This window comes from Streptomyces sp. NPDC047974, from assembly GCF_040653375.1.
Classification (GTDB): Bacteria; Actinomycetota; Actinomycetes; order Streptomycetales; family Streptomycetaceae; genus Streptomyces.
On the sequence record NZ_JBEZNU010000017.1, the window covers coordinates 43,105 to 59,133 of the forward strand.

Below are 16,029 nucleotides of genomic sequence, written 5' to 3' on the forward strand. Positions count from 1 at the left end.
ACGGGCGCCGGAGGGCCTTCCGGGGTGTGCTTCCTGCGTGCCCTCGACGGGGCGGCCGAGCGGTACGCGGCGGACCTCGACCCCAACGGCGCGGGCCTGTACCTCGTCCCGCGCGCCTACCGGATGCTGCTGCCGCCCGGTGCCGCACCCGGCTACGCCGAGGCCGTGCTGAGGCTGTGCGAGCGGCACGCGATCGACGTCCTGGTGCCGACCGTGGACGCCGAACTGGTGGCGCTGGCCCACGCCGTCGACGCCTTCGACGCCGCGGGCGTCAGGGTCCTCGTCTCGCCCGCCGAGGCGCTGGAGACCTGCCTGGACAAATGGCGGCTCGCCGAAGCCTGCCAGGGCGCGGTACGACTCCCGGACACCCGGCTCGTCGGTTCGCCGGGCGCCACCCGGCCCGAGGGCGGCTTCCCCGCCGTCGCCAAGCCGCGCACCGGCTCCGGCTCGCGCGGCATCGTCGTCGTGCACGCGGCGGACGAGCTGGCCGGGCTCCCGCAAGACGGCTCCTACCTGCTCCAGGAGTTCCTGCCCGGCACCGAGTACTCCGTCGACGTCCTGACGGACCGCGACGGCCGGGTGGTGGCCGCGGTGCCGCGCGCCCGGGACAAGACCGACTCGGGGATCGTCGTCGCCGGCCGCGTCCTCGACCTGCCGGACCTGTCCGGGCTCGCCGAGGACACCGTCCGCACCCTCGGGCTGCGCGGCGTCCTCAACGTACAGGTCCGCGAGGACCGGGCCGGGAAGGCGGCCCTCCTGGAGGTCAACCCGCGCCCGCCGGGCGGCATGTCGCTGACGGTGGCCGCCGGGGTGGACATGCCGAGGTGGGCCGTGGCCGCGCTGCTCGGCGTCCCGATGCCGGAGCGGATCGCACACCGCGAGACCGCCGTCGTCCGCCACTGGCAGGACGTCGTCCTCGCCCCGCGCGAGCTCGGTGACATGGGCGACGTCACCGAAGCCGCCCGGCCGGGCGCCCAAGGGGACCGGGAGGCGCCGGCGTGACCGGCGCGGCAGCGGCCGGGCAGACCCCGGAGGGACCCGGCCCGCTGCGCACCGACCTCCACACCCACACCGCCTTCTCCGACGGGCACGACCCCCTCGGCGCCGTCGTGAAGGCCGCCGAGGCCGCCGGGCTCACCACGCTCGTCCTCACCGACCACGTCCGCGCCGACACCTCCTACCTCCCGGAGTACGTCGCGGCCGTCCGCGCGGCACGGACCTCGACGCCCCTGCGGCTGGTGTGCGGGGTGGAGGCGAAGATCCTCGACACCGAGGGCCGGATCGACCTGCCCGCCGACCTGACCGGGATCGAGCACGTCGCGCTCGCCGACCACCGCTTCCCGCTCCCCGACGGCCCCGCCCACCCCGACGCCGTACGGGCCCTGCTCGACGAGGGACGGCTGACGCCGGACGAGGCCCTGCGCCTGCTCGTCCTGGCGACCGCACGGGCGGTGGAGCGGGTGCCGGACGGCCGCAGCGCGCACGTGGCGCACCTGTTCAGCGTGCTGCCGAAGACCGGCCTCGACGAGTCCGGGGTCGACGCGGAGCTGCTGGAACCGCTCGCCCGGGCCTGCCGGGAGCACGGCACCGCGGTCGAGCTGAACGAGAAGTGGCGGTGCCCCTCGGTCCGCACGGCCCGGCTGCTGCACCGCGCAGGGGTCCGCCTCGCGGCCGGCAGCGACGCCCACCGGGCCGAGGCGGTCGGCCGCTTCACCTGGGTCGCGGAGACGCTCGCGAAGGCCGTGACGGAGGACCGGTGGGCGTCCTGAACCAGATCCTCCACGTCGTCGCGACAGGGCTCGTGTTCCTCGGCGCGGTGCCGCTCGTGGTGGCGGTGCTCCAGTTCCTGCTGGTCGGCCTCCAGCGGTTCCGGCACCTGTACGAGAACCGTCCGCCGCACGTGCCGCGGACCGCCGTCCTCATCCCCGCCTGGAACGAGGCAGCGGTCCTCACCTCCTCGGTCGAGGGCCTCCTCGCCATGCGCTACCCCGGCGACCGGCTCCGGGTGGTCGTCGTGGACGACGCCAGCACCGACGAGACGCCCGGGGTGATGCGGGAGCTGATGGCCCGGCACCCGGGCCGGGTCGTGCACCTGCGCCGGGAGAACGGAGGCCAGGGCAAGGCCCACACCCTCAACCACGGCCTCGCCCACGTCCTCGGCGGCGACTGGGCCGAGGCCGTGCTCGTCATGGACGCCGACGTCGTCTTCGACCGCGACGCCCTGCTGCGGATGACCCGTCACCTCGCCGACCCGGGGGTCGGCGCCGTCACCGCGTACATCAAGGAGGGCAGCGGGAAGCAGGGCAACTACCTGACCCGGTACATCGCCTTCGAGTACATCACCGCCCAGGCCGCCGCCCGCCGCGCGCAGAACGTCCTCGGCGTCGTCGCCTGCCTGGCCGGCGGGGCGCAGCTGCACAGCCGCGCGAGCCTGGAGGCGATCGGCGGCCGCATCGACACCACCACCCTGGCCGAGGACACCGTCACCACCTTCGAGACCCAGCTGGCCGGACGCCGGGTCGTCTTCGACGGGTACGCCACGGTGCTCGCCGAGGAGCCGGGCGACCTGGCCGGACTGTGGAAGCAGCGGCTGCGCTGGGCGCGCGGCAACCTCCAGGTCAGCCGCCGTTACGGGAACCTGTGGTTCCGCCCCTGGAAGCGGCGCGACGGGCACCGGCTCGGGTCGGTGTTCTTCGGCCTGATCTGGTACTCGCTCCTGGCGACGCCGGTGCTGCTCACGGTCTGCTCGGCCTCGCTGCTGTACCTCTACTTCACCGACTCCGACCGCTCGTGGGAGCTCTTCCGCGGGCTGTGGGTCGTCAACCTCGTCTGCTACCTCCTGATCATCCTGATGGCGGCGGCCGTCGACGGGAGCACCTTCCGGCGCTGCTGGCGCGAGGCGCTGATCTACCCCGGGATCGTCTCCACCCTGATCCTGGTGCTCACCGCGTTCCCCGGGTACTTCCTGCCGCTCCTCGAACGGCACGGGTGGCTCGCGGAGGACGGCTCGCCGCACCTGCTGATGACCGCGGTCTACGCCTGGCTGGGTCTGTCCCTCCCGCTCGCCTGGCTCGCGAAGCTCCTCACCGGCACCCGGCTCCGCTTCCTCGCGCCCGTGCTGCTGCACCTGGTCGGGTACGGCTCGCTGCTCGCCGCCTGCCTGGTGGCGGCGTGGGGCCAGGAGCGCCGGAAGAAGGAGCTGAAGTGGGACAAGACCGAGAAGACCGGGAAGGTGGCGGCGGGACGATGACACCGGACGACCCCGCCCCGGAGACCGGCTCGGGCTCCGGCGAGGAGCTGCGCCGGCACGTCGAGGAGCTGACGGCTGGCGACCGCCGCCGGGACCGGCGGCTCTTCTGGCTCGAACTGCTGGTGGTCCTGGTCGTGGCCGCCGCGCTCACGGCCCGCGAGCTCTGGCTGACCTGACCCCTCAGCCCGGGAAGAACGGGTCGGCGCCCTGGGCGGCGAGCGTGAACCACGCCGTGGTCCCGGTGTGCAGGCTGGCGTACAGGGTGTCGCCGTCGCCTGTGCGGAGCCCGTCCGAGGAGGCGGCGACGATCCCGTACCCGTCGGCATGGGGGGCGTGGGACTGGGCCGCGCGGAGGGTGGCGAGGAAGCGGTCGGCCTTCTCGCGGTCCCCGTCGCCGTCCCGGCGGCGGAGGGCCGCGGCCATGTGGGCGGTGCCCTCGAACCAGACCTTGGAGGTGTCGGCGTCGCTGACCGACACCCCGCTGAAGCCGCCGTCCTCGGCGGCCAGATGAGTGAGGGCCCAGTCCAGCGACCCGGCGTGCCGGGCGTCGCCGGTCGCCAGGAAGGACCAGCTCTGCGGGTCCTCCGGAACCGGCGAGCGGTTGACGGTGGCGCCGTCCGTGCCGGTGCCGGTCCAGAAGGCGGCCCCGTCCGGGTTCCACAGGGCGTCGAGGAAGCCGGTCGCGACCGCCGACCGGTCGGCCCAGACCCGGTCCCCGGTGACGTCGGCGAGACGGCGGAAGAAGGCGGCGACGTCGATGTTGTGCTCGGTGGACTTCCAGGTGAGGGCGGGACCGGAGGCGGGCAGTCCGCCGGTGTAGCCGGCGGTGCCGGTGGTGGAGGCGGTGCGGTCCTGGATCCAGTCGGCCAGCCGCAGCGCACCGGCCCGGCAGCGGTCCTCACCCGTCGCCCGGTGCACGTGGAGGAGGGCAAGCCCGGTCCACGCCTGCGCGCCCGTGAAGGAGTCCGCGGCGGCGACGGCCGGCAGCCCGTCCGCCGCGGTGACCTTCCCGGAGGCGTACGACTGGCGGACCCGCCCGTCGCCGGCGGCGTCGCCCTCCTGGAGGGCGAGCAGGGTCCCGGCGAGGGCACCGGCCCGCCGCAGGTCGGCGTCCGTCCCGCGCGCGCAGTACGCGATGACGGCGAGCGCGACGTCGTAGGTGAAGGCCACGGGGGAGTGGTGGGTCTCCATCCAGCCGCCGGTGTAGCTGCGCGGCAGCCCCTGCCGGATGCCGCCCGCCGCCTCGTCGACCCTGCGGTCGAGGAAGGTGTAGGCGCGGGCGACCGCCTCCCCTTCGTCCGCCGCGCCTTCCGCTCCCGCCGACCCCGACGAGCAGCCGGCGAGCGCAGCCACGGCCCCACCGGCCAGCGCCGCCGCGAAAGCCCTCCGGGTCATACGTCCGCGCCCGGCCTGTGCGATGCCCATGTGTCTCCTCATCCAGGCCATCGTGACCGGCATCAAGCCGGAACGCCCACCGACCGGCCGCATGGAGGGGGCGCAGCCATACGGCTGCCCGTGCCGGTCCCGTCCAATGAGCCTCCGCCACCTTGAAGTGGGGGAGAGCGCGCAGGCCGCCAGGAGGGTCTCTCCGGGGAGGGTGAACCCGCACTCCTGGACGGAGCGCTCGGGCGGTGTCGGGAGAGGAGTCACTAACGGTCGGGATACGGCCGCGACATGTGGCGGAAACCGGCCCCTCCTAATTTCTGTCACTCGACAGGAATTGCACGGAACTCGCCTCAGCGACAGGGGACCTCCATGACCGTGACAGATCCCGCTCCCTCGGCACCGCCCCCCTCCGACACCGCCGACCCGGACGCCTCGCTCGCGGGGTTCGGCTACCGGCAGGAGCTGCGGCGGCGGATGGGGCGGTACGCGTCGTTCGCCGCCGGATTCTCGTTCATCTCCGTGCTGACCACGGTCTTCCAGTTCTTCGCCCTCGGCTACTCCTTCGGCGGGCCGCGCTTCTTCTGGACCTGGCCGGTCGTCCTCGTCGGCCAGCTGCTGGTCGCCGCCTGCTGTGCCGAGCTCGCCGCCCGGATGCCCATCGCGGGGGCGATCTACCAGTGGGCCAGCCGGCTCGGCACCCCGGCTTTCGGCTGGTACGCGGGCTGGATCATGGTGATCGGCCGGATCGTGGTCGTGGCGGCCGCCGCACTCGCGCTGCAGGTCGTCCTGCCCGCCGTCTGGTCCGGCTTCCAGCTCGTCGGCGACGACCCGTCGCCGACCTCGACCACCGGTGCCGCCAACGCCGCCCTCCTCGGCCTGGCCCTCCTGGCGCTCACCACGCTGCTCAACGTCCTCGACAACCGCGTCCTCTCGGCCGTCAACACCATCGGTGTCACCGCCGAGATCGCCGGCGTCGCCCTGATCGTCACCCTCCTCGCGACCCACGCGGAGCGCGATCCCGGCATCACCCTGCACACCGGTGGCGAGGGCGGCCTCATCGCGGCGCTCCTGGTGGGCTCGTTCACCGCCGCGTACGTCCTCATAGGCTTCGAGAGCGCGAGCGAGATGAGCGAGGAGACCGTCAACCCCCGGCGCACGGCCCCGCGCACGACGCTCACCGCGCTCACGACCTCGGGAATCTGCGGAGGACTGCTGCTGCTCGGCGGGCTGATCGCCGCGCCGAGCCTCACCGACGGTCGGCTGGCCACGGAAGGCCTGAGCTACGTCCTCACCAGCACCCTCGGCGACGGGCTCGGAAAGGTCCTGCTCGCCGACGTGGCGCTGGCCATCTGTGCGGCGACCCTGGCGATCCAGACCTCGGCCACGCGCATGCTCTACTCGATGGCCCGCGACGGTGTCCTGCCCCGGTCGCGACAGCTGGCGAAGGTGCCGCGGCGGACGGGTATGCCCGGCACGGCCGCGGTGGTGGTCGGTGTCTGCGCGGCCGTGCTGCTTCTGCTCAACCTGGCCTCGCCACAGGCGTTCCTGGCGATCGGCACCACCTGCATCGCGATGGTGTACCTGGCGTACGCGATGGTCACCGGTCCGATGCTGGTGCGGCGGCTCCGGGGCGAGTGGCCGCCGGGTGACGACGAGCGGGACGAGCTCGGCAGGCCGCTGTTCTCCCTCGGCCGTTGGGGGCTGCCCGTCAACGCGCTCGCCCTCGCCTACGGACTGTTCATGACGGTCAACCTCTCCTGGCCGCGCGGAGCCGTGTACGACCCCGAGGGCGGCCACTGGTACTTCCAGTGGTTCACCGTCCTGGTCCTCGCCGGCACGGTCGCCACAGGTGCGGTGTACCGCCGGCACCGGCACCGGAACCGGATGCGGGGGTCCGAGCCCGCCGCCGTGTGAACGAGATGCCAGACTTCACCCATGATCGATGCCAAGGAAACCGTCCGCCAGTTCCTCCTCCAGGTGCGCTCGGGGCTGCACCCGGACAGGGCCGGTCGCTTCATGGCCGACCGGGTCCAGGCCCACCAGGTCGTCTCGGAGGCGCCGGTGGTCGTGGAGCGGACGCCGCGGCAGTACACCGAGCACGTCCAGGAGATGCTCGACGCGTACGGTGCCTTCACGCTGACCGTGGACGAGCTCATCGCCGAAGGGGACCGGGTGTACGCCCGGTGGACCCAGAACGGGAGGCACGTCGGCCCGGTCGACGGACACCCGCCGACCGGTGCGCGGGTCACGGCGACGACCAGTGCGGTCTACCGCGTCGAGAACGGACTCATCGTCGAGTACTGGATCCAGATCGACAGGCAGGGAGTCGCCGCCCAGCTGCAGGCCGATACCGAGAGCTGATCCGGCCGAAGGCCCCGTCAGTCACCCGCCGCGAGGAGCAGCTGCCCCTCGCGGCGCAGCCGTGCCAGTGAGCGCTGTGCCACGCCGGTCACCCGCAGCGCCGCGTCGGCCGTCGCCGTCGCCAGGGCCTCCGGGACACGGTCGGGGCCGGCACGCCGGATGAGGATCACGCTTTCGCTGAGGCCGAAGACGAGGTCCGTGCGCAACTCCAGGTCCTCCGCCGAGAGGAGGGATCCGGGCTCGGTCGCGGCGAGCAACGTCCCGTAGCAGGCCTTGAGCTCGGAGCGCACCCGGTGGAAGACGGCGAACCGGTCCGCCTGGACCTCGGGCAGCAGGTACAGCGCGCCGAGGTTGTGCGGGCCGCCGCAGAGCAGCGCGGCGTCGGAGTGGCACAGCGCCCACAACCGCGCCTCCGGCGACGCCTCGGAGCGGGCCACCAGCCGGCGCGCCACGTCCAGAGAGGGGTGGACGGTGCCCTCGAGGAGCGCCGCGAGGATCGCTTCCTTGCCGTCGAAGTGGTGGTACAGGGACGCCTGCCGCAGTCCCGCGCGCTCGGCGATCGTCCGGGTGGAGGTCGCGGTGTAGCCGTGGTGGGTGAACAGCTCCGCCGCCGCGGCGAGGACTTCCTCGCGCGGCGTCAGGCCCCCGTCGTCGGGACGCTCCTGGGCCCGTGGGCGGCCGACTCTTCTGCGGGAGGGCGTGGTCACTCCGCGATCCTCGCACAGCGCCGCCGGTTCCCTTCGGGGCGAGCCCGACGCGTGAGCCTCCGGTAACCGGTCCGAAACCCCCGGGCAATGGCCGCGAAGTGCCCGGTCCCTAATTTCTGTCGAGCGACAGGAATTACTCCCGACCGGAGGACGAGCCATGGCGACACCGTCAGTGACAGCGTCGGCGTACGGAGCGCGCGACCACGCCCGCGCACAGGAGGGCACACGGGTGGACGCCATGCCCCTGCTGCCCGCGAGCAGGTGGCCGACGCCTCCCGAGGGCGTCGCCGCCGCCGACGTCGTCTGGGCCGAGACCGTGGCAGGCGGCAACTACACCCACAAGGTCCTCGCCCGCGGCACCGAACTGCGGCTCACCGACCTCACCGGCGACGCCTGCGCGCACCTCCTGCTCCACAGCGCCGCCCGCCCCTGGGAGCGGCTGAACGTCGCGGACACCGTCAAGGTCCTGTGGAACGCGTACCTCGGCGAGGGGCACCTGCTCCTGTCCGACCAGGGCCGCGTCCTCGCCTCCCTCGTCGAGGACACCTCCGGACGTCACGACACCCTCACCGGCACCTCCACCCTCGTACGCAACACCGCCCGGTACGGCGACGGGACTCCGCAGTCCGCCTCCCCGGCCGGGCGTGAACTGTTCAAGCTCGCCGCCCTGAAGAACGGCCTCGCCCCGCGCGACCTCCCTCCGTCCGTCTCCTTCTTCCAGGGCGTACGGATCGCCGAGGACGGCACCACCGAGTTCACCGGCTCCGCCGGACCCGGCCGGACCGTCACCCTCCGCGCCGAACAGGACGTCACCGTCCTCCTCGCCAACACCGCGCACCCGCTGGACCCGCGCCCCGAGTACACCTGCGGCAACCTCCTGGTCCTCGCGTACCGGGCCCGCCCGACCGCCCCCGGCGACCCGCTGTGGGAGGCCACCCCGGAAGGCCGCCGCGCCTTCCTGAACACCGCCGAGCACCTCACCGCCCAGGGGATCGCATGACCACCACCTTCCCGGGACGCGTCGTCTCCGACGACACCGTCCCCGCACGTGCCGCCTGGTCCGCGATCGTCCGCGAGGGCCAACTGCTCACCATCACCGACCTGTACGGCAACCAGGCCGCCGACTTCCTCCTCTACGACGCGCACGACACCTCCGTGCGCTACAGCGCCCCCGACACCATCCAGGCCCAGGCCTCCCTCTACCTCACCACCGGCTCCGTCCTGCTCTCCGGCGAGCACACGCCGCTGATGACGGTCGTCGAGGACACCTGCGGACGGCACGACACCATCGGCGGCGCCTGCTCCAAGGAGTCCAACACCCTGCGCTACGGCCACCACACCTGGTCGCAGCACGCCTGCGCGGAGAACTTCCTCGCCGAGGGCAGCAGGCACGGCCTCGGCAAGAGCGACCTGGTCTCCAACATCAACTGGTTCATGAACGTGCCCGTCGAGAAGGACGGCACCCTCGGCATCGTCGACGGCATCTCCGCCCCGGGCCTGAAGGTCATCCTGCGCGCCGAGACCGACGTCCTCGCCCTCCTGTCCAACTGCCCGCAGATCAACAACCCCTGCAACGGCTTCGACCCGACCGCCGTCCGGATGACGATCACCGAGCCCGACGAGGACCGCACACGATGACCTACGACACCCTGCTGGTCGCCAACCGCGGCGAGATCGCGGCCCGCGTCATCCGCACCGCCCGCCGGCTCGGCCTGCGCACCGTCGCCGTCTACTCCGACGCCGACCGCGGTGCCGCGCACGTCCGGATGGCCGACGAGGCCGTCCGGCTCGGCCCGGCGCCCGCCAAGGAGTCCTACCTCGACGCCGACCTGGTCCTGAAGGCCGCCGAGTCGACCGGCGCCGGCGCCCTCCACCCGGGCTACGGCTTCCTCTCCGAGGACGCCGCCTTCGCCCGCCGCTGCGCCGACGCCGGGATCGTCTTCGTCGGACCCACCCCCGAACAACTCGACCTGTTCGGCGCCAAGCACACCGCCCGCGCCGCCGCCGAGGCCGCGGGCGTGCCCCTCGCCCCCGGCACCGGCCTCCTCCCCGACGTCACCGCGGCCCTCGCGGCGGCCGAGGAGATCGGCTACCCGGTGATGCTCAAGGCCACCGGCGGCGGAGGCGGCATCGGCATGCGGGCCTGCTACGACCCGGCGGGCCTCGCCGACGCCTGGGAACGGGTGCAGCGCGTGGCCGCCGCCTCCTTCTCCTCCGCCGGCGTCTTCCTGGAACGGCTCGTCGAACGGGCCCGCCACGTCGAGGTCCAGGTCTTCGGCGACGGCGAAGGCCGGGTCGTCACCTTCGGCGACCGCGACTGCTCCCTCCAGCGCCGCAACCAGAAGGTCCTGGAAGAGGCCCCGGCACCCGGACTGCCGGACCACGTCCGGCGCGGCCTCGCCGACGCCGCCCGTGACCTGTGCGCCTCGGTCAACTACCGCTCCGCCGGCACGGTCGAGTTCGTGTACGACGCCGCCCGCGAGGAGGCGTACTTCCTGGAGGTCAACACCCGCCTCCAGGTGGAGCACCCGGTCACCGAGGCGATCTACGGCGTCGACCTCGTCGCATGGATGCTGCGCCTCGCCCAGGGCGACACCACCGTCGTCACCGAACCCCCGACGCCCCAGGGCCACGCCGTCGAGGCCCGCGTCTACGCGGAGGACCCCTCCCGCGACCACCGCCCCAGCGCCGGACTGCTGACCCGCGTCGCCTTCCCCCCGGACGTCCGCGTCGACACCTGGGTGGAGACCGGCACCGAGGTCACCACCGCGTACGACCCGATGCTCGCCAAGGTCGTCGCCCACGGCGCCGACCGCGCCGAAGCGCTCGACCGCCTCGACGCGGCGCTCGCCGCGACCCGCGTCGACGGCATCGTGACCAACCTCGGCCTGGTGCGCGCCGCGCTCCGCGACCCCGAGGTCCGCGCCGCCGGCCACTCGACCGCCTCCCTCGCGACCATCGCCGACCCCACACCCCGCATCGAGGTCGTCCTGCCCGGCACCCTGACCACCGTGCAGGACTGGCCCGGACGCACCGGCCACTGGCAGGTCGGCGTCCCGCCGAGCGGGCCGATGGACGACGTGTCCTTCCGCCTCGGCAACACCGCGCTCGGCAACGACGCCGGCGCGCCCGGCCTGGAATGCACCCTCCAAGGCCCGTCCCTCAGGTTCACCCACCCGACGACGATCTGCGTCACCGGTGCCCCGGCCCACGTGACGATCGACGGCACGACCGTGCCCCAGTGGGAGCCGATCACCGTCGAGGCCGGACAGACCCTCGCCGTCGGCGCGCCCGACGAGCAGGGGCTGCGCACCTACGTGCTGTTCGCGGGCGGACTGGACGTACCCGGCTTCCTGGGCAGCGCGGCCACGTTCACCCTGGGCCGGTTCGGCGGACACGGCGGTCGCGCCCTGCGCGCCGGCGACGTCCTGCACGGCGGGGAATCCCGCACGCGGACCTCCGCCGTCCCCCTCGACCAGCGGCCCGTCTTCGCCACCCCATGGCAGATCGGCACGCTCGAAGGCCCGCACGCCGCACCGGAGTTCTTCACCGAGGACGACATCCGCGACTTCTACGCCGCCGACTGGACCGTGCACTTCAACTCGGCGCGCACCGGCGTCCGTCTCGTCGGCCCCAAACCCCGATGGGCGCGCACGGACGGCGGAGAGGCGGGCCTGCACCCGTCCAACATCCACGACACGCCGTACTCCGTCGGCGCCGTCGACTACACCGGAGACATGCCCGTGCTCCTCGGCCCCGACGGGCCTTCCCTCGGCGGCTTCGTCTGCCCGGCGACGGTCGCCACCGGGCAGCGGTGGAAGCTCGGCCAGCTCCGGCCCGGGGACACCGTCCGCTTCGTCCCGGTCACCGCGCAGGCTGCCGCCGCGCTGCGGCGCGACCCCGTCGCGGCCCCGCGCGCCGACCGCCCGGCCACCGTCGACGGCGGCGTCCTCGCCCGCCTGGCGGAGACCGGGACCCGCCCGACGGTCACCTACCGGCGCAGCGGCGACGACAACCTCCTCATCGAGTACGGCCCCATGCAGCTCGACCTCGCCCTGCGCATGCGCGTCCACGCGCTCGCCGAGGCCCTGGCCGCGCTCGGGCTCCCCGGCATCACCGACCTCACCCCGGGCATCCGCTCCCTCCAGATCCAGACGGACCCCGACGTCCTGCCCCCGCACGTGCTCCTCGACCTGGCCCTGCGCGTGGAGGAGGAGCTCCCCGCCACCGGCGAACTGGTCGTGCCCAGCAGGACCGTGCACCTACCGCTCTCCTGGGACGACCCGGCCACCCGTGAGGCCATCGCCCGCTACACGGCGGGCGTGCGCGACGACGCCCCCTGGTGCCCCTCGAACATCGAGTTCATCCGCCGCGTCAACGGCCTGGAGACGGCCGACGACGTCCACCGCACCGTCTTCGACGCCGAGTACCTGGTCCTCGGCCTCGGCGACGTCTACCTCGGCGCGCCCGTCGCCACCCCACTCGACCCGCGCCACCGGCTGGTCACCACCAAGTACAACCCGGCCCGCACCTGGACCGCGGAGAACTCGGTCGGCATCGGCGGCGCCTACCTGTGCGTGTACGGCATGGAAGGCCCGGGCGGCTACCAGTTCGTCGGCCGTACGACCCAGGTGTGGTCGCCCTGGCAGCAGCGCGGCGCGTTCGAGGCGGGCAAGCCCTGGCTGATGCGCTTCTTCGACCGGATCAGGTGGTATCCGGTCGGGGCCGAGGAGCTCCTGGAACTGCGCGCGGACATCACCTCGGGCCGGTTCGTGCCCAAGACCGAGGAGGGCACCTTCTCGCTCGCCGAGTACCGGACCTTCCTCGACGAGAACGCCGAGTCGATCGCCGCGTTCCGGGCCCGCCAGGGCGCGGCGTTCGGCGCCGAGCGCGACGCGTGGGAGGCCGCCGGAGAGTTCGCCCGTGCCGAGGCGGTCGCCGAGGTCGCGCCGCCGGCCCCCCACGTCGAGGTGCCCGAGGGCGGCCGTCTGGTCGAGGCCGACTTCACCGCGAGCGTCTGGCAGGTCGGCGTCGAGGTCGGCGACCGGGTGTCGGCGGGGCAACAGCTCGTCGCGCTCGAAGCGATGAAGATGGAGTCCCCGGTACGGGCCCCCGCCGACGGTGTCGTCACGGAGATCCTGATCAAGCCGGGCAGCCAGGTCGAGGCGGGCACCGCGCTCGTCGTCCTCGGCCCCGTCGAGAACGCGGAGGTGACCGCGTGAGCAGCGCGGTGGAACGCGTACGGGCCGCGTACGCCCGCATCGCCCAGGTGGACCGGCCCGAGGTGTGGATCGGCCTGCGCGCGCAGGCGGACGCGGAGGCGGACGCCGCCGAGGTCGACGCGAAGGCCGCCTCGGGCGCGCGGCCGCCCCTGGCCGGAACGGTGTTCGCGGTGAAGGGGAACATCGACGTGGCCGGGCTCCCGACCACCGCCGGCTGCCCTTCGTACGCCTACGAGCCGACGGCCGACGCCCCTGCGGTGGCGCGCCTGAAGGCGGCGGGCGCGGTGGTCCTCGGCACCACGAACCTCGACCAGTTCGCGACCGGCCTGGTCGGCACGCGCAGCCCGTACGGCGTGGTCCGCAACGCCCTCGACCCGGCCTACGTCTCCGGCGGTTCCTCGTCCGGCTCGGCGGTCGCGGTCGCGCTCGGCATCGCCGACTTCGCCCTCGGCACCGACACGGCGGGATCGGGCAGGGTCCCGGCGGCCTTCAACGGAATCGTCGGCCTCAAACCCACCTACGGCCTGGTCCCCACCGAGGGCGTCGTCCCGGCCTGCGCCTCGCTCGACTGCGTGACCGTCTTCGCCCGCACGCTCCCCGAGGCGGAACGGGCCCTGTCCTTCATGACGGCGCCCTCGGGCCGCGAGCTCCCGCCCCTGGCCCAGCGCCGCCCGGGCCCGTGGCGCATCGCCGTGCCCGAGGCCGGGCAGCTGGGCGAGCTCGACGAGGGCTGGGCCGAGGCGTTCGCGACGGCCGCGACGAGGCTCGCCGAAGCCGGCACCGAAATCGTGCCCGTCGACCCGGCGCCGTTCACCGAGGCGGCCGCCATGCTCTACGAGGGGGCGTTCGTCGCCGAGCGGTACACCGCCGTCGGAGCCTTCGTCGACGACCACGCCGGCGCGGCGGACCTCGACCCCACCGTGGCGGGCATCATCACCCGGGCCCGCACCATCCCGGCCCACCGGCTCCACGCGGACCGGGCGACACTCGCCTCCCTCCGCACCCGGGCCATGGCGTCCCTGGGCGACGCCGACGCGCTGCTCCTGCCGACGACACCCGGACACCCCACGATCGCCGAGGTCGCGGCCGACCCCCTGGGCGTGAACGCGCGCCTCGGCCGGTTCACCCACGCGACCAACCTCTTCGGCCTGGCCGCGGTCGCCGTCCCCGCCGGTGCGGCCGGCGGGCGGCCGTTCGGCGTCCAGCTGATCGGCCCGGCCTTCACCGACGCCCGCCTCGCCCGGATCGCCGCCCTGCTCACCACCCCGCCGGTGCGCCTTGCGGTGGTCGGCGCCCACCTGTCCGGACAGCCCCTGAACGGACAACTCCTCGCCCTCGGCGGCCACCTCGTCCGTACGACCACGACCGCGGCCGCCTACCGGCTGTACGCGCTGAACACGCACCCGCCGAAGCCCGGCCTCGTACGGGCCGGGAAGGGCGGCGCCGCGATCGAGGCCGAGATCTGGCAACTCCCCGCGGAGGGTCTCGGCACCCTCCTCGCGACCCTTCCCCGCCCCATGACCCTCGGCAGCGTCGAGCTGGCGGACGGCACCTTCGTACCCGGCTTCCTCTGCGAACCACAGGCCCTCGACGGCGCCCGCGAGATCACCGCGCACGGCGGCTGGCGAGCGGCCCGCGCCGCAGAGGAAACGTGAGGCGTCGAAGCCCCGGCTCCTCCCCGCCCGGCGCCGACCGGCCGGCGCCTCGGCACAACGCTTCCACGTCGACCTTGTACAGCGACCGAAGCGACCGAACTTCAGACATGGGTCGGCGAAGTAGCCATGCCAGACCCAGGGGTGAAAGCAGCGCTGTGGTGAGTACGCGCGGGGCTGCGCATGCGGACCGACCTGATGCCCCGCCGGGCGGAGCGGGACAGGCTGGGGGAGGCGGGTGGGCTTTCCGGCCCGGAGGGGGTGGGTCGGGATTCTGACCCGGCTTCGTGACCTGTACCGGCTCGGCGCCCAGGTGCCCTCACGGGCGCTCGCCGACCGCCCCCTGGCCGGCCCTCACCGGAATCCGCCCAGGAAGCAGCAGCACGTACGCACCGCGCCGGATCCGTCACTCGCCACCGACCTCACCATCGCAGGTCAAAGCCCCGTGAGTGCGATACGCGAGGGGCTGGAGTCCGCTTGCGTGGAAGGCCGGCGCCACGTCGGCGAGGCGGTGCTGTCAAGGCTGCCGGCGAGGGGCCTCGTCGTCCGGAGTGTCAGGGCTCGCGAAGTGGAAGGGGACGGCAAGGTGGGCCGCCAGCTCTGCGCCGACTCTGTGGGCGACCACTCCTGCAGGGTGGCGGCCTTCGAGCTTCTCGCTCGCTCCGAGGTGTCGTTCGGCCATGGCCCAGTGGACGAGGGCCAGCGGGTGCTCCTCCACGGGATCGGCGGTGACAGCCAGCAGCCTCACGAACCAGTCGCGGACCGTGTCGCCGTCCCAGACCGCCTCGATCACCGCGATACGGCCGGGGATGCCCCCGACGCGCCGGACCAGGGACTCCTGGTCGATGGGAGTGTCCGGGGCGCGGGCTATCCGGTCGCCGTAGTGCGCGTACCGGTCGCTGACGATGGCCGTAGCGGTGGCGACCCCGATGTCATCGGGGATGAAGGACGACCGAGGTGTGGACCGAGTCGGGTAGCGCGTCCCCTGGTGCCGATCCACGGGCGAGGTTCGGACGCGGGGAGATTCCTCTCGTCATGGTGATCACGCCGCCGCCGGGGAGAGCGACGACTCCGTTCGATTGCCGTCGGTGATCGGCACCGGTGGCGCACGCGGGGGCGCACGGAAGCAACAGGCGGTGGCTCAGGGGCTGTTGTCGGGGGGCTGCGCTACGGTCATGGTCCCCGTCATCGGGGGCGTTTCGTCCCGCCCGGCCTCTACCTCAGGCCGGGCGGGAACGAGTGGCGCGTGCTCCCTGGTGGTTCTCGGCACGGGAGTCGGGCCCCTTCCGGATGGAAGGACGACACCAAGGTGTCCTGACTCCAATTTGGGGGTCTGGCAGGTGGGATTGCAAGGAGAACCGGGAACTTCACCCGCGAAGCGGCCCCCGCCGTGCTCGACGTGCACGGGAACGGTCATCTCCGACCGCATGGCGCACGTTTCGAGCATCACA

The 16,029-nt window shown here is 73.5% G+C and carries 13 protein-coding genes; 10 read left to right on the top strand and 3 right to left on the bottom strand.

What is annotated here, in order from left to right:
• Positions 1 to 24: 24 nt before the first annotated feature.
• Genes AB0E19_RS23585 through AB0E19_RS23600 form a run of 4 tightly spaced genes read left to right on the top strand, consistent with a single transcriptional unit; the run spans position 25 to position 3,426 of the window.
• Entirely contained in the window at positions 25 to 1,002 is a 978-nt protein-coding gene (locus AB0E19_RS23585) for an ATP-grasp domain-containing protein (RefSeq protein ID WP_362183554.1), read from the top strand.
• Positions 999 to 1,769, top strand: a complete 771-nt coding sequence (locus tag AB0E19_RS23590; protein ID WP_362183557.1) for a PHP domain-containing protein — start codon at positions 999 to 1,001, stop codon at positions 1,767 to 1,769. Before AB0E19_RS23585 ends, AB0E19_RS23590 begins: the two co-directional genes overlap by 4 nt.
• Entirely contained in the window at positions 1,757 to 3,250 is a 1,494-nt protein-coding gene (locus tag AB0E19_RS23595) for a glycosyltransferase family 2 protein (protein ID WP_362183560.1), read from the top strand. The genes AB0E19_RS23590 and AB0E19_RS23595 overlap by 13 nt, the downstream gene beginning before the upstream one ends.
• The gene (locus AB0E19_RS23600) at positions 3,247 to 3,426 is read left to right on the top strand and encodes a hypothetical protein (RefSeq protein ID WP_362183563.1); all 180 of its coding nucleotides are present in this window, start codon (positions 3,247 to 3,249) and stop codon (positions 3,424 to 3,426) included. Before AB0E19_RS23595 ends, AB0E19_RS23600 begins: the two co-directional genes overlap by 4 nt.
• A gap of 4 nt (positions 3,427 to 3,430) precedes the next feature.
• On the opposite strand, the gene AB0E19_RS23605 is transcribed toward AB0E19_RS23600, so the two are convergent.
• On the bottom strand, positions 3,431 to 4,675 hold the full coding sequence (locus tag AB0E19_RS23605; protein ID WP_362183566.1) for a hypothetical protein: 1,245 nt from the start codon (positions 4,673 to 4,675) through the stop codon (positions 3,431 to 3,433).
• A 330-nt stretch (positions 4,676 to 5,005) separates the two neighbouring features.
• Between AB0E19_RS23605 and AB0E19_RS23610 the strand changes: the two genes are divergently transcribed.
• On the top strand, positions 5,006 to 6,550 hold the full coding sequence (locus tag AB0E19_RS23610; protein ID WP_362183569.1) for an amino acid permease: 1,545 nt from the start codon (positions 5,006 to 5,008) through the stop codon (positions 6,548 to 6,550).
• A gap of 21 nt (positions 6,551 to 6,571) precedes the next feature.
• Entirely contained in the window at positions 6,572 to 6,997 is a 426-nt protein-coding gene (locus tag AB0E19_RS23615) for an ester cyclase (RefSeq protein WP_362183572.1), read from the top strand.
• Between the two features lie 17 nt (positions 6,998 to 7,014).
• On the opposite strand, the gene AB0E19_RS23620 is transcribed toward AB0E19_RS23615, so the two are convergent.
• Entirely contained in the window at positions 7,015 to 7,704 is a 690-nt protein-coding gene (locus tag AB0E19_RS23620; RefSeq protein WP_362183575.1) for a helix-turn-helix domain-containing protein, read from the bottom strand.
• A 157-nt stretch (positions 7,705 to 7,861) separates the two neighbouring features.
• On the opposite strand from AB0E19_RS23620, the gene AB0E19_RS23625 reads away from it, so the two are divergent.
• Genes AB0E19_RS23625 through AB0E19_RS23640 form a run of 4 tightly spaced genes read left to right on the top strand, consistent with a single transcriptional unit; the run spans position 7,862 to position 14,581 of the window.
• Entirely contained in the window at positions 7,862 to 8,704 is an 843-nt protein-coding gene (locus tag AB0E19_RS23625) for an urea amidolyase associated protein UAAP1 (RefSeq protein ID WP_362183578.1), read from the top strand.
• Complete coding sequence (locus AB0E19_RS23630) at positions 8,701 to 9,342, top strand: urea amidolyase associated protein UAAP2 (RefSeq protein ID WP_362183581.1); 642 nt, start codon at positions 8,701 to 8,703, stop codon at positions 9,340 to 9,342. Before AB0E19_RS23625 ends, AB0E19_RS23630 begins: the two co-directional genes overlap by 4 nt.
• Positions 9,339 to 12,926: an urea carboxylase gene (gene uca / locus AB0E19_RS23635; protein WP_362183584.1), complete on the top strand. Its 3,588-nt coding sequence runs from the start codon at positions 9,339 to 9,341 to the stop codon at positions 12,924 to 12,926. Before AB0E19_RS23630 ends, uca begins: the two co-directional genes overlap by 4 nt.
• Positions 12,923 to 14,581 carry an allophanate hydrolase gene (locus tag AB0E19_RS23640; RefSeq protein WP_362183588.1) on the top strand — a complete coding sequence of 553 codons (1,659 nt, stop codon included), beginning with the start codon at positions 12,923 to 12,925 and terminating at the stop codon, positions 14,579 to 14,581. Before uca ends, AB0E19_RS23640 begins: the two co-directional genes overlap by 4 nt.
• Before the next feature lie 514 nt (positions 14,582 to 15,095).
• On the opposite strand, the gene AB0E19_RS23645 is transcribed toward AB0E19_RS23640, so the two are convergent.
• Positions 15,096 to 15,578, bottom strand: a complete 483-nt coding sequence (locus tag AB0E19_RS23645) for a hypothetical protein (protein WP_362183591.1) — start codon at positions 15,576 to 15,578, stop codon at positions 15,096 to 15,098.
• Positions 15,579 to 16,029: the final 451 nt, after the last annotated feature.